At 62.9% G+C, this 14,270-nt stretch carries 8 protein-coding genes; 4 read left to right on the forward strand and 4 right to left on the reverse strand.

From position 1 onward, the window contains the following. Positions 1 to 95: 95 nt before the first annotated feature. Both ACTJJN_RS15040 and ACTJJN_RS15045 read right to left on the reverse strand, forming a co-directional pair. Positions 96 to 566, reverse strand: a complete 471-nt coding sequence (locus tag ACTJJN_RS15040) for a MaoC family dehydratase (RefSeq protein WP_088513417.1) — start codon at positions 564 to 566, stop codon at positions 96 to 98. A 34-nt stretch (positions 567 to 600) separates the two neighbouring features. After that, positions 601 to 1,545, reverse strand: a complete 945-nt coding sequence (locus ACTJJN_RS15045; RefSeq protein ID WP_014755702.1) for an alpha/beta hydrolase — start codon at positions 1,543 to 1,545, stop codon at positions 601 to 603. Positions 1,546 to 1,763: 218 nt separating this feature from the next. Between ACTJJN_RS15045 and fadD2 the strand changes: the two genes are divergently transcribed. Then, positions 1,764 to 3,452 (forward strand): long-chain-fatty-acid--CoA ligase FadD2, encoded by a 1,689-nt coding sequence (gene fadD2 / locus ACTJJN_RS15050; protein ID WP_014755704.1) that lies wholly within the window; start codon positions 1,764 to 1,766, stop codon positions 3,450 to 3,452. Positions 3,453 to 3,782: 330 nt separating this feature from the next. Beyond that, a complete protein-coding gene (gene fadD1, locus ACTJJN_RS15055) occupies positions 3,783 to 5,480 on the forward strand; it encodes a long-chain-fatty-acid--CoA ligase FadD1 (RefSeq protein ID WP_440781374.1) in 1,698 nt (565 codons plus the stop codon). Between the two features lie 286 nt (positions 5,481 to 5,766). Here fadD1 and ACTJJN_RS15060 read toward each other — a convergent pair whose 3' ends face one another. Then, positions 5,767 to 7,074 (reverse strand): NAD(P)/FAD-dependent oxidoreductase, encoded by a 1,308-nt coding sequence (locus ACTJJN_RS15060; RefSeq protein WP_003254619.1) that lies wholly within the window; start codon positions 7,072 to 7,074, stop codon positions 5,767 to 5,769. Positions 7,075 to 7,098: 24 nt separating this feature from the next. Then, the gene (locus ACTJJN_RS15065; protein WP_029380539.1) at positions 7,099 to 8,463 is read right to left on the reverse strand and encodes a glutamine synthetase family protein; all 1,365 of its coding nucleotides are present in this window, start codon (positions 8,461 to 8,463) and stop codon (positions 7,099 to 7,101) included. A gap of 572 nt (positions 8,464 to 9,035) precedes the next feature. Between ACTJJN_RS15065 and hrpA the strand changes: the two genes are divergently transcribed. Beyond that, positions 9,036 to 12,941, forward strand: coding sequence for an ATP-dependent RNA helicase HrpA (hrpA, locus tag ACTJJN_RS15070; protein WP_012051524.1), 3,906 nt, complete (start codon positions 9,036 to 9,038; stop codon positions 12,939 to 12,941). Between the two features lie 174 nt (positions 12,942 to 13,115). Further along, on the forward strand, positions 13,116 to 14,237 hold the full coding sequence (locus ACTJJN_RS15075) for a beta-ketoacyl-ACP synthase III (protein WP_003254616.1): 1,122 nt from the start codon (positions 13,116 to 13,118) through the stop codon (positions 14,235 to 14,237). The last annotated feature ends 33 nt before the right edge of the window (positions 14,238 to 14,270 follow it).

A 14,270-nucleotide genomic window follows, 5' to 3' on the forward strand; every position in this document is an offset into this window, starting at 1 on the left:
GGGCAAGCCCGCTCCCACAGGATGCCTGCCAAATCATAGCGTTAGCGGGTTACCCAGGAGAGCAGCCTTGAAGAAGAGGCTGGCTGCATCACACCTCAGCTCGCCACGAAATTCGGCGGCGACACCAGCTGGACGGTCTGCTGCTTACGCGGCGCCAGGATCTCGGCTTCACCCGCGACCACCAGCTCGTCGTTCTGGTTGTAGACGTTGGTGGCGATGCGCACCTTGAACTTGGGCAGCTTCTCGAGGATTTCCAGGCGCACGGTCAGGGTGTCGCCAATTTTCACCGGCTTCTGGAAGCTCATCTGTTGGCCCAGGTAGATGGTGCCAGGGCCAGGCAGTGTGCAGGCCACTGCAGCACTGATCAGCGCGCCGCTGAACATGCCGTGGGCAATACGTTCGCGGAACATGCTCTTGGCGGCGAATTCGGCATCCAGGTGAACCGGGTTGTGGTCACCGGACATCGCAGCGAACAGCTGGATGTCGCGTTCTTCAACGGACTTCTTGTACTCGGCCGTCTGGCCGACTTCGAGGGCTTCGTAAGGCGTGTTGGTGACCTGGGACATCGATGCTTCCTTAAGCGTTGGGCGAGGGCGGCTATCATTCACTGCGCGCAGGGCGGCCAAGGGCCAGCGCCTGTTCAAGCCAGCAGAGAATATCGGCGATGACCTCGCCACGGTTGATTTCGTTGAGTACTTCATGCCGCGCCTCCGGGTAGACGCGCAGCTGTACATGTCGGTTGCCGGTCGCGCGCAGGGCGTCGGCCAGATGGGTGAGACGCTTGCCGGCACTGACCGGATCACATTCACCGCCAATCACCAGCATCGGCAGGTTGGGATCGATCTGCGCGAGGTTACCCGGCCGACTGATCTGCGCCAAGCCTTGCAGCAGGTCGAGCCACAACTGGTTGGTGCAGCGAAAGCCGCACAACGGGTCGTTCACGTACTGATCGACCTCGCCCGGGTCGCGGCTGAGCCAGTCGAAGGCTGTGCGGTTGGGCTTGAAGGCGTTGTTGAACGAACCGAAGGACAACCATTCGATCAGTGCACTCTTGCCCAGTGGCCCCTGGCGCCAGTACTCCAGCCGGGCAATCAGCCGCGCAAAGCGGTACAGCACGGCCGGTTGGTAGTTGGAGCCGCTGAGGATAGCCCCGTGCAGGCTGCCACTGTGATGCAGCAGGTACGCCTGGGCGATATAGCTGCCCATGCTGTGGCCGAACAGGAACAGCGGCGTGCACGGGTACTGCTGGCCGATATGCTGGGCCACACATCCCAGGTCGTTGACCACGGCATTCCAGCCATGATGGCGGGCGAACAGGCCGAGGTTGCCCAGCTCGGCAGTGCGCCCGTGGCCACGCTGATCGGCAGCGAACAGGGCAAAGCCGGCCTCGCTCAGGGCCTGGCCCAGGCGCTGGTAGCGCCCGGCATGCTCGGCCATGCCATGGGCCAGCAGCACCACGGCCTTTACCGGTGTGGCCGGCAGCCATTGGTGTACGTACAGGCTGCAGTGCTCACTGGCGGGCAGCCAGAAGGCGTCGTGAGGCATGGCGGGTCCTTGTGCGCGCGGTTACCCGAACAGTGTATGCACAACCGGCCGGATTGCAGGAGGGGCACAAATAAGATTCACAATGTTAATGGCGGCACTTGGCGTATATGCCACCTTGGGTTTACCTGCTAACGTCGAATCAACGCCTTTTCGCCGGCAGGCGGTCAGGTAAAGGACTAAAGGACGCAGTGCAGGTCCAGGCAGAGGAACAATAATAAATGCAAGCCGACTTCTGGAATGACAAGCGCCCGGCAGGCGTGCCTTCCACCATCGACATCAATGCCTACGCCTCGGTCGTCGAGGTGTTCGAGCGCTCCTGCAAGCGCTTTGCCGACCGCCCGGCGTTCAGCAACCTGGGCGTGACCCTCAGCTACGCGGAACTGGAGCGCCATTCGGCAGCCTTCGCTGCCTGGTTGCAGCAGCACACCGACCTCAAACCGGGTGAGCGCATCGCCGTGCAGATGCCCAATGTGCTGCAGTACCCCATCGCCGTATTCGGTGCCATGCGCGCCGGGCTGATCGTGGTCAATACCAATCCGCTGTACACCGAGCGCGAGATGCGCCACCAGTTCAAGGACAGTGGCGCGCGTGCGCTGGTGTACCTGAACATGTTCGGCAAGCGCGTGCAGGAGGTGCTGCCCGATACCGGTATCGAGTACCTGATCGAGGCAAAGATGGGCGACCTGTTGCCGGCCGCCAAGGGCTGGCTGGTCAACACCGTGGTCGACAAGTTGAAGAAGATGGTGCCGGCCTACCGGTTGCCCCAGGCGGTGCCGTTCAAGCAGGTGCTGCGCGAGGGCCGCGGGCTGTCGCCCAAACCGGTGTCGCTGAACCTCGAGGACATCGCTGTGCTGCAGTACACCGGCGGCACCACCGGCCTGGCCAAGGGCGCCATGCTCACCCATGGCAACCTGGTGGCCAACATGCTGCAGGTGCTGGCCTGCTTCTCGCAGCACGGCCCCGATGGGCAGAAGCTGCTGAAGGACGGCCAGGAAGTGATGATTGCGCCGCTGCCGCTGTACCACATTTATGCCTTCACCGCGAATTGCATGTGCATGATGGTCACCGGCAACCATAACGTGCTGATTACCAACCCGCGGGATATTCCCGGCTTCATCAAGGAGCTGGGCAAGTGGCGTTTCTCTGCCTTGCTGGGCCTCAATACCTTGTTTGTCGCACTGATGGACCACCCGGGCTTCCGTCAGCTGGACTTCTCGGCGCTGAAGGTCACCAACTCTGGTGGCACAGCGCTGGTCAAGGCCACCGCCGAACGTTGGGAAAACCTTACCGGGTGCCGCATCGTTGAAGGTTATGGCCTGACAGAGACCTCGCCGGTGGCCAGCACCAACCCCTATGGCCAGCTGGCGCGTCTGGGTACGGTGGGCATCCCCGTGGCGGGTACTGCGTTCAAGGTCATCGATGATGATGGCAACGAACTGCCGCTGGGCGAGCGGGGCGAGCTTTGCATCAAAGGCCCGCAGGTCATGAAGGGTTACTGGCAGCAGCCCGAGGCAACGGCCCAGGCACTGGATGCAGAAGGCTGGTTCAAGACCGGTGATATCGCGGTGATCGACCCGGACGGCTTCACCCGCATCGTCGACCGCAAGAAGGACATGATCATCGTCTCGGGCTTCAACGTGTACCCCAACGAAATCGAGGATGTGGTGATGGGGCACCCCAAGGTCGCCAACTGTGCGGCTATCGGCGTGCCGGACGAGCGTTCCGGCGAGGCGGTCAAGCTGTTCGTGGTGCCGCGCGAGGGGGGGCTGAGCGTTGATGAGCTGAAGGCCTACTGCAAGGCCAATTTCACCGGCTACAAAGTACCCAAGCACATCGTGCTGCGCGAATCGTTGCCCATGACGCCGGTGGGCAAGATTTTGCGGCGGGAGTTGCGCGATATAGCGTGATACGGGTTGGCGTCTTCGCGGGTAAACCCGCTCCTACACCGCCAATGTAGGAGCGGGTTCACCCGCGAATGCCTCTAAACCGCTCTAACAGGCCATATACAGCCTTATCTGCGACATTTTGGATAATTACTCTAAAAATGACCTGTATTGTTCATTGAGTCATTTTTGTGACCGTAAGGCCTGTTTTGGCCTCTAGGCGACCCCAGGCAAAGCTGTTACTCTCGGCCCGCTTCCAGATGATCCGGTTTGCAACGAACCGTCATCTCATATCAATAATAAGCGCATCGACGCGTGAATCGAACTTCGCTGTTGCTGAAGGAGTGGGCTTCCATGATCGAAAATTTTTGGAAGGATAAGTACCCAGCCGGGATTACGGCGGAAATCAATCCTGACGAATTCCCCAATATCCAGGCAGTACTCAAGCAATCCTGCCAACGCTTTGCCGACAAACCGGCCTTTAGCAACCTGGGCAAGACTATCACTTATGGCGAGTTGTATGCGTTGTCGGGGGCGTTTGCCGCCTGGTTGCAGCAGCATACCGACCTCAAGCCGGGTGACCGCATTGCCGTGCAACTGCCCAATGTCCTGCAATACCCGGTCGCGGTCTTCGGTGCCATGCGTGCCGGGCTGATCGTGGTGAACACCAACCCGCTGTACACCGCGCGGGAGATGGAACACCAGTTCAACGACTCGGGTGCCAAGGCCTTGGTGTGCCTGGCCAACATGGCCCACCTGGCCGAAAAAGTGGTGCCCAAAACCCAGGTCAGGCACGTTATCGTCACCGAAGTGGCCGACCTGCTGCCGCCACTCAAGCGCCTGCTGATCAACAGCGTGATCAAGTACGTGAAGAAGATGGTGCCGGCCTACAACCTGCCGCAGGCCGTGCGTTTCAATGACGCCCTGGCGCTGGGCAAGGGCCAGCCCGTGACCGAAGCCAACCCGCAGGCCAGCGACGTGGCGGTGCTGCAATACACCGGCGGTACCACCGGCGTGGCCAAAGGCGCCATGCTGACCCACCGCAACCTGGTGGCCAACATGCTGCAGTGCCGGGCACTGATGGGCGCCAACCTGCACGAAGGCTGCGAAATCCTCATCACCCCGCTGCCGCTGTACCACATCTATGCGTTTACCTTCCATTGCATGGCGATGATGCTGATCGGCAACCACAACGTGCTGATCAGCAACCCGCGAGACTTGCCGGCGATGGTCAAGGAACTGGGCAAGTGGAAGTTCAGCGGCTTTGTGGGCCTCAACACCCTGTTCGTCGCCTTGTGCAATAACGAGGCGTTCCGAGCCCTGGATTTCTCGGCGCTGAAAATCACCCTGTCGGGCGGCATGGCCTTGCAGCTAAGCGTGGCCGAGCGCTGGAAGGCCGTTACCGGTTGCGCCATCTGCGAAGGCTACGGCATGACCGAAACCAGCCCGGTGGCGGCGGTGAACCCGTCGGAAGCGAACCAGGTGGGCACCATCGGTATTCCGGTGCCGTCGACCTTGTGCAAGGTCATCGACGACGCCGGCAATGAGCTGCCGCTTGGCGAAGTGGGCGAGCTGTGTGTCAAGGGCCCGCAGGTGATGAAGGGCTACTGGCAGCGTGAAGACGCCACGGCTGAGATTCTCGACAGCGAAGGCTGGCTGAAGACCGGTGACATCGCCGTGATCCAGGCGGACGGCTACATGCGCATCGTCGACCGCAAGAAAGACATGATCCTGGTCTCGGGCTTCAATGTGTACCCCAACGAGCTGGAAGACGTGTTGGCGGCCTTGCCGGGCGTGCTGCAGTGCGCTGCCATCGGTGTGCCGGACGAGAAGTCGGGTGAAGTGATCAAGGTCTTCATCGTGGTCAAGCCGGGCATGACCGTGACCAAGGAGCAGGTGATGGAGCACATGCGTGCCAACGTCACCGGCTACAAGGTACCGCGCCACATCGAGTTCCGCGACTCGCTGCCTACCACCAACGTTGGCAAGATCCTGCGCCGCGAACTGCGTGATGAAGAGCTCAAGAAGCAAGGCTTGAAGAAGATCGCCTGACCATAAGCCTGCACGCTCAGTGTGGGAGCGGCCTGGTGTCGCGAAAGGGCCGCGAAGCGGCCCTGGGGTTTCGGCGGCGATGCAACAATGGCTGGGGGCGCTATGCGCCCCTTTCGCGACACAAGGCCCCACAATAAGATGCGGCGCCGTCTTCAGACATTGTGAGCCCCTGTAGGAGCGGGTTTACCCGCGAATACGGTAGTGGCGACAACGGTGAACGGCGGGTGGAAATCGGTCAGCAGGGCCGGCCCTTTCGCGGGTAAACCCGCGCCTACATCCGCGCAACTCAGCGCAGCTTCTCGAGCATCTGGTAGTACCACATCCCCGCCGCCAGCAGCGGGTTCCCCAGCAAGTCCCCCATCGGCACCCGCACATGCTTGCACTGGGCAAAGGTGTCGAACTTCTCCAGCGTGCCGGTCAACGCTTCGGCCATGATCTCGCCCATGATGTGGCTGGTGGCAATGCCGTGCCCCGAGTAACCCTGGCAGTACCACACGTTGTCCGACAGCTTGCCCAGCTGCGGGATGCGGTTGACCACGATGCCCATGGCGCAGCTCCACTGGAACTCGATCGGCACCCCCTTCAATGCCGGGAAGGTGCGTTCGATGCAGGGGCGCAATTCGCCTTCGATGTCGCGTGAATCCTTGCCTGAGTAGTTGGCGCCGCCGCCGAACAGCAGGCGCTTGTCGGCCGTCAGGCGGTAGTAGTCGAGGACGAAGCGGCAGTCGTACACCGCCAGGTCCTGCGGGTTGATCTGCTCGGCCAGCTCACCCAGCGGCGCGGTGGTGACGATACCGCCCATGGCCGGGAAGATCTTGCCCTTGAGCTGGCGCTTTTCCAGCTTGTGATACACATCGCCGGCCAACATCACCTGGCGTGCCTCCACCCGGCCGTGGGCGGTAACCACCGCCGGGCGCGGGCCATGGACGATGTCCAGCACTTCGGAATTTTCGAATATCAGTGCACCCAGGCCATGTGCGGCACGGGCTTCACCCAGGCACAGGTTGAGTGGGTGCAGGTGCAGGTTGCGCAGGTTCTTCAACGCACCCAGATAAAGCGGGCTTTGCAGATGCTCCGCCACTGCAGCGCGGTCGAGCAGTTGCACCTGCTCGCCCATGCCGCGGCGCTGTGCTTCGGCCTCGAACGCACGCAGTTCGTTCATGTGCGAAGGCTTCATGGCTGCATGCAGGTGGCCACGCTTGAGGTCGCAATCGATGCCATAGCGCGCCACGCGCTGCTCGATCACCTGGTGCCCACGCCAGCGCAAGTGCCAGATGAAATCGTCCACTTCGGCGCCCAGGTGGTTGCGCATCTGCGAACGCATGGCCTCGTCGCCCGACAGGCTGCCGGTGACCTGGCCGCCGTTGCGACCGCTGGCGCCCCAGCCGATACGGTTGGTTTCGACGATGGCGACCTTCAGGCCGCGCTCGGCCAGTTCAACCGCCGTGGCCACGCCCGTAAAGCCACCGCCGATGATCGCCACATCCACCTGCACCGTGCCTTTGAGTTGCGGGTACTCGCTGTGGTCGTTGAGGGTGGCGCTGTAATAGGACGGCGCGCGCTGCGCCGGGCCGTTGTTCAATGCTGCGTTCATGGGTGTTCCTTGTTTTGTAGGGGCTCAGGCCTGGTGCAGGTACCAGCGCCAGTCCTGTTCGCTGACTTCAGCCATGAACTGGCGGTACTCGGCGCGCTTGACCTTCAGGTACACGCCAAGGAAGTCTTCGCCCAGTGCTTCACGGGCCCATTCGGAATGTTGCAGGGCGTCAAGGGTGGTCAGCCAGTCGGTGGGCAGGTGTTCGGTGGCCTGAGCGTAACCGTTGCCTTCAACGGGGGCACCTGGGTCAAGCTGTTCGCGGATGCCCTGGTGGCTGGCAGCAAGGATCGCCGCTGCAGCCAGGTAAGGGTTGGCATCCGCGCCACAGATGCGGTGCTCCACATGGCGACTGTTGGCAGGGCCTCCTGGCACACGCAGGCTCACGGTGCGGTTGTCCACGCCCCAGGTTGGCGCCAGGGGCGCATAGCTGTTGGCCTGGAAACGTCGGTACGAGTTGGCGTTGGGGCAGAACAGCAGCAGCGAGTCGCGCAGGTGGCGCAGCATGCCGGCCACGGCCTGGCGCAGCAGCGGGGTACCGGCCTTGTCTTCGCTGGCGAACAGGTTGTTGCCGGCGCTGTCGGCCAGGCTCAGGTGCATGTGCATGCCGGTGCCGGCCAGTTGGGCAAATGGCTTGGCCATGAAGCAGGCCTGCATGCCGTGGGCATGGGCCACACCTTTTACCAGGCGCTTGTAGCGCACCGCCTGGTCCATCGCCTGCAGCGCATCGCCATGCTCCAGGGTGATTTCCACCTGGCCGGGGGCGTACTCGGAAATGGCCGTGCGCGCCGGGATGCCTTGGGCCTTGCAGGCAGCGTACAGGTCGGCGAGGAACGGTTCGATCTGCTCCAGTTCGCGCAGGCCATAGACCTGGGTGCTGCGTGGGCGACCGCCATCGTTGTCCAGTGCCGGTTGTGGGCGGCCCTGGGCATCACGCTGCTGGTCAAGCAGGTAGAATTCCAGCTCGCAGGCCATCACCGGGTGGTAACCATCGGCCTTCAACGCTTCGATGGTGCGCAGCAGCACATGGCGTGGGTCAGCGATGCTGGCCGGCAGCCCCTCGCTGGGGTGCATGCTCACCTGCACTGCAGCGGTGGGCACCCGGCGCCAGGGCAGCCGCACCAGGCTGCCGTCCAGCGGGTAGGCACGGCAGTCGATATCGCCTACGTCCCACACCAGGCCGGAGTTTTCCACGTCGTCGCCATTGAGGGTCAGGCCAAGGATGGTGCTGGGCAGTGGCCGGCCTGTCTGGTACACGGCCAGCAGTTCCTCGCGGTGCAACAGCTTGCCGCGTGGCACACCGTTGGCGTCGAGGATGAACAGTTCGAACAGCTCGATATCGGGGTTGTCGGCCAGAAAACGGGTAGCCTGCTCTACAGGGGCAAAGTGCATGATCAATTCGCTCATAGGCGCGCAGGGCCACCGCGCAAGCAGGCGGCCCAGTTGAGTCAAACGGCCAGACGCTGGCCGGGTTTGGTCACAATGGCGTGAGCGAGGTGTCCGGTGGGCGCGCGTGACGGCAGTGCCACAAGGCCCAGAAGGCGAGGATGATGTGGACCAGCGGATTTTCCCCGGCACGGCTCCGGGCCTTCGGTAGCGAAGGGCGGGACGACGGTGGGGCGATAGGCTGGGCGGGAGTCATGCCTTTGATACTCACATGCGGCGTAAGGTTGATTAAAGCAGTGAATGGCAACCTTTACATCGCACTTGGCTAAACATTCGTGGTGAAAGCATCACGGTCAAAGTGGGAGCGGGCTTGCGTCGCGAAAGGGCCGCGTAGCGGGCCCCGGCCATCAGCGACCATTCAGAAGTTGCTGGGGCCGCTTTGCAGCCCTATCGCGACACAAGGCCGCTCTCACAGGGAGCGTGCAAGCAGCAGAGAATCCGCAAATCTGCGACAATCGCCCGACTTTCCGAATGCCGATCATGAAAAAGCAGGCTCACCTGCATCACTAAAAAGCCCCATGACTGACCACGCCATCGACAAACTGCTGCAAAACCTCGACCACGCCATGATTGCCGACCGCCATCGCCTGCGCCGGCAACTGCACGAACTGCGCAAGCGCCCCGACGAGGCGAAGCTGGCGCAGTGGGTGGAGAAGGTCCAGGCCTCCTGCGCTCAGGTCACCGCGCGTCAGCAGAGCGTGCCGACCGTACGCTACGACGACAACCTGCCCATCGCCGCCAAGCGTGACGAAATCAAGAAGGCCCTGGCCGAAAACCAGGTATTGGTGATCGCCGGCGAAACTGGCTCTGGCAAGACGACCCAGTTGCCGAAAATCTGCCTGGAACTTGGCCGTGGCAGCCATGGGTTGATCGCCCATACCCAGCCACGCAGGATCGCAGCGCGTAGCGTGGCCGCGCGAGTCGCCGAAGAGCTGGGCACGCCCTTGGGCGCGCTGGTCGGCTACCAGGTGCGTTTCGAAGACCAGAGCGATTCCAATACCTTGGTCAAGCTGATGACCGACGGCATCCTGCTGGCCGAAACCCAGCACGACCGCTTCCTTGAACGCTACGACACGATCATCGTCGACGAAGCGCACGAGCGCAGCCTGAACATCGACTTCCTGCTCGGCTACCTGAAAACGTTGCTGCATCGTCGACCGGACCTGAAGCTGATCATCACCTCGGCCACCATCGACCTGGAGCGCTTCTCTAGGCACTTCGACGGTGCGCCGATCATCGAGGTGTCCGGGCGCACCTTCCCGGTGGACACCTGGTACCGCCCGCTGACCAGCGAACAGGACGAAGAGGGCAACCAGATCGAGGATGACCTCACCGTCGATCAGGCCATCCTTGCCACCCTCGACGAGCTGGCGCAGCACGAGCGTAGCGAGGGCAAGGGGCCGGGCGATGTGCTGATCTTCCTGCCGGGCGAGCGGGAAATCCGTGATGCCGCCGAGATCCTGCGCAAGGCGCAACTGCGCCATACCGAGATTTTGCCGCTGTACGCGCGCCTGTCGCCGGCCGAGCAGCAGCGGATCTTCCAACCGCACACCGGACGCCGCGTGGTGCTGGCCACCAACGTCGCCGAAACCTCGCTGACCGTGCCTGGCATCCGCTATGTGATCGACACCGGGACCGCGCGCATCAGCCGCTACAGCTACCGCGCCAAGGTCCAGCGCCTGCCGATCGAGGCGGTGTCACAGGCCAGTGCCAACCAGCGTAAAGGCCGTTGCGGCCGGGTCGAGCCGGGCATTTGCGTGCGTCTCTACAGCGAAGAGGACTTCAACAGCCGGCCAGCGTTTACCGACCCGGAGATTCTGCGCACCAACCTGGCGGCGGTGATCCTGCAGATGTTGCACCTGCGCCTGGGCGCAATCGATGCCTTCCCGTTCATCGAGCCGCCGGATGGCAAAGCCATCAGCGATGGCTTCAACCTGTTGCAGGAGCTTTCGGCGGTTAACCGCGAGAACCAACTGACGCCAATTGGCCGCCAGCTGGCGCGCTTGCCGATCGACCCGAGGCTGGGCCGGATGCTGCTTGAAGGCGCGCGCCTGGGCAGCCTGCAGGAAGTGCTGATCGTCACCAGTGCGCTGTCGGTGCAGGACCCGCGTGAACGCCCCCCAGAACGCCAGCAGGCCGCCGACCAGGCGCACGCACAGTGGAAGGACGTGGACTCGGACTTCGCGGCGCTGGTCAACCTGTGGCGCGGCTTCGAGGAACAACGCCAGGCGCTGACTGCCAACCCGCTGCGTAACTGGTGCCGCAAGCAGTTCCTGAACTACTTGCGGCTGCGCGAGTGGCGCGATGCTCATCGTCAGTTGGCGCTGATTTGCCGTGACCTGCAGCTGACGGTGAACAAGGAACCGACCGATTACCAGAAGATGCACAAGGCAATCCTCAGCGGGCTGCTCAGCCAGATTGGCCAGAAGACCGAAGAGGGCGACTACCAGGGCGCCCGCCAGCGGCGCTTCTGGGTGCATCCATCGTCGGGCCTGGGGCGCAAGCGCCCGCAGTGGGTCATGGCTGCCGAGCTGGTCGAAACCACCAAGCTGTATGCGCGCATGGTGGCCAAGATCGAGCCGGACTGGATCGAACCGCTGGCCGGCCACCTGATCAAGAAAAACCATTTCGAGCCGCACTGGGAGAAGAAGCGCGGGCAGGTGGTGGCCTACGAGCAGATCACGCTCTACGGGCTGATCCTGGTCGGCCGTCGGCCGGTGCACTACGGCCCGATCGACCCGGCGACCTCGCGCGAGCTGTTCATCCGTGAAGGCCTGGTGGGTGGCGAAATCCAGTCGCGGGCCAAATGCCTGGCGGCCAACAAACGCCTGCTTGAAGCGCTGGACGAGCTGGAAGCCAAGGCTCGCCGGCGTGACATTCTGGCTGACGAAGAAACGCTGTACGCTTTCTACGAAGCACGCCTGCCGGCGGAAATCCACCAGACGGCGACCTTCGACAGTTGGTACCGCATGGGCAGCCAGAAGGACGCCAACCTGCTGATCATGCGCGAGGAGGACGTGCTGGCCCGCGAGGCCAGCGAAGTGACCGCCGCACAGTACCCCGACAGTATGCAGGTGGGCGATTTGCGCCTGCCGCTGAGCTACCACTTCGAGCCCGGCCACCCCCGCGATGGTGTGACGGTGCGGGTGCCGGCGCCGCTGTTGCCGAGCCTGCCGGGCGAGCGCCTGGAGTGGCTGGTGCCGGGCCTGCTGGAGGCCAAGTGCGTGGCGCTGGTGCGCAACCTGCCCAAGGCCCTGCGCAAGAACTTTGTCCCGGTGCCTGACTTCGTCAAGGCTTCGCTGGCGCGCATGACCTTCGGCCAAGGGGCGCTCCCGCAGGCCCTGGGCCAGGAGCTGCTGCGCATGACCGGTGCGCGTGTGTCGGATGAGGCCTGGGACGAGTCGGTCAACCAGGTCGAAGGCCACCTGCGCATGAACATCGAAGTGGTCGATGGCCAGGGCAAGTTCCTTGGCGAAGGCCGCGACCTGGCGGAACTGACCGCGCGCTTTGCTGCCGCCAGCCAGGCTGCCCTGGCCGTGCCGCGTGACGCCAAGGGTGAGCAGCCGGTGCAGGCCAAGGCCTTCAGCGAAGTGAAGCAGACCGCTCAGCAGAAGATCGCCGGCCTGTCGATGACCGTGTACCCGGCGCTGGTGGAAGACAACGGCACTGTGCGTGAAGGGCGCTTCTCGACCCAGGCCGAAGCCGAGTTTCAGCACCGCCGCGCCTTGCAACGGCTGTTGCTGCAGCAACTGGCCGAGCCGGCCAAGTTCCTGCGCGGCAAGCTGCCGGGGCTGACCGAGCTGGGCCTGCTGTACCGTGAAATGGGGCGGGTCGAGGCGCTGGTCGAAGACATTCTGCTGGCCAGCCTGGACAGTTGCATCCTTGAAGGCGAACAACCGTTGCCACGTGATGGCGCGGCCTTGGCCGCGCTGGCTGAACGCAAGCGCGGCAGCTGGGCCGAGCATGCCGAGCGCCTGGCAAGGCAGACCCTGGAAGTGCTGAAGCTGTGGCATGGTCTGCAAAAACGCTTCAAGGGCAAGATCGACCTGAGCCAAGCGGTGGCACTGAACGACATCAAGCAGCAGCTAGGCAACCTGGTGTACCCGGGCTTCGTGCGCGAAACGCCTGGGGTGTGGTTCAAGGAGTTGCCGCGTTACCTCAAGGCGGTTGAATTGCGCCTCGAGAAACTCGGCTCGCAAGTACAGAAGGACCGGGTGTGGAGCGGCGAGCTGGCCAATTTGTGGGCGCAGTACAAGGCCCGTGCCGACAAGCATGCCCAGGAAGGTAAGCGCGATGAGCAACTGACTGTGTACCGTTGGTGGCTGGAAGAATATCGCGTGTCGCTGTTTGCCCAGCAGTTGGGGACCAAAGTGCCGATTTCTGACAAGCGATTGAACAAACAATGGAGTCAGGTGGAAGGCTAACCTCTATTATTTGTGGCAAACTTTGGGGCGTTTGGGGCCGCTTTGCGGCCCTTGGCGGGTGAGTCCGCCTTGCGGGGGTAAACGTAGGCCCCTGAATTGGCACTAAAGTGCCATTAACCTGTCATGTTTCCAGCCAGCGCCCTGTGGCGGTGGCCTTTGACCAGAGGAACGACCGTGCATAACGTCGTGATCAGCGGCACCGGCCTGTACACCCCGGCCCAGAGCATTTCCAACGAAGAGCTGGTGGCTTCCTTCAACGCCTGGTCGCAGCAGTTCAACCAGGACAACGCTGCCGCCATCGAGCGCGGTGAAGTCGAGGCGGCGCCGCTCTCCGACGCGGCGTTTATCGAAAAGGCCTCGGGCATCAAGAGCCGCTTTGTCATGGACAAGGCCGGTATCCTCGACCCGCAACGCATGAAGCCGCGCTTGCCTGAGCGCAGCAACGATGAACCATCGGTGCTGTGTGAAATGGCCGTGGCCGCTGCCCGCCAGGCCCTGGAGCGCGCAGGCCGAACGGCGGCCGATGTCGACGGGGTGATCGTCGCCTGCTCCAACTTGCAGCGCCCGTACCCGGCCATCGCCATCGAAGTGCAACAGGCACTGGGTGTCCAGGGCTTTGCCTTCGACATGAACGTGGCCTGCTCGTCGGCCACCTTCGGTATCCAGACCGCCGCCAACAGCGTAGCGCTGGGCCAGGCGCGGGCGGTGCTGATGGTCAACCCCGAAGTGTGCACCGGCCACCTCAACTTCCGTGACCGCGACAGCCATTTCATTTTTGGCGATGCCGCCACCGCCGTGTTGCTGGAGCGTGCCGACCAAGCCACTTCGGCGCACCAGTTCGACATCGTCAGCAGCAAGCTCTGGACTGAGTTCTCCAACAACATCCGCAACAACTTCGGCTTCCTCAACCGTGCGGCGGAAGAGGGTGAAGGCGCTGCGGACAAGCTGTTCATCCAGGAAGGCCGCAAGGTGTTCCGCGAGGTGTGCCCGAAGGTGGCCGAGCTGATCGGTGAACACCTGCAGGAGAATGGGCTGCAACCGGGCGACGTGAAGCGCTTCTGGCTGCACCAGGCCAACCTCAGCATGAACCAGTTGATCGTCAAGAAACTGGTGGGGCGTGAAGTGTCCGAGGAAGAGGCACCGGTGATTCTGGACCGTTACGCCAATACCAGCTCGGCGGGGTCGGTGATTGCCTTCCACCTGTACCAGGATGACCTGGCCAAAGGCTCGTTGGGTGTGTTGAGCTCGTTTGGTGCGGGGTATTCGATTGGTAGCGTGATTCTGCGCAAGCGCTGATTCATCAGGCGCCTGTTACGGCCTCTTCGCGGG

Origin of the sequence: Pseudomonas sp. 22515 (assembly GCF_052044625.1) — a bacterium.
GTDB classification, from domain to species: Bacteria; Pseudomonadota; Gammaproteobacteria; order Pseudomonadales; family Pseudomonadaceae; genus Aquipseudomonas; species Aquipseudomonas alloputida.

Bases quoted from the DNA above. Each gene is read 5' to 3' on its own strand.
- ACTJJN_RS15040 (WP_088513417.1), bottom strand. From the start codon at position 566: ATGTCCCAGGTCACCAACACGCCTTACGAAGCCCTCGAAGTCGGCCAG.
- ACTJJN_RS15045 (WP_014755702.1), bottom strand. From the start codon at position 1,545: ATGCCTCACGACGCCTTCTGGCTGCCCGCCAGTGAGCACTGCAGCCTG.
- fadD2 (WP_014755704.1), top strand. From the start codon at position 1,764: ATGCAAGCCGACTTCTGGAATGACAAGCGCCCGGCAGGCGTGCCTTCC.
- fadD1 (WP_440781374.1), top strand. From the start codon at position 3,783: ATGATCGAAAATTTTTGGAAGGATAAGTACCCAGCCGGGATTACGGCG.
- ACTJJN_RS15060 (WP_003254619.1), bottom strand. From the start codon at position 7,074: ATGAACGCAGCATTGAACAACGGCCCGGCGCAGCGCGCGCCGTCCTAT.
- ACTJJN_RS15065 (WP_029380539.1), bottom strand. From the start codon at position 8,463: ATGCACTTTGCCCCTGTAGAGCAGGCTACCCGTTTTCTGGCCGACAAC.
- hrpA (WP_012051524.1), top strand. From the start codon at position 9,036: ATGACTGACCACGCCATCGACAAACTGCTGCAAAACCTCGACCACGCC.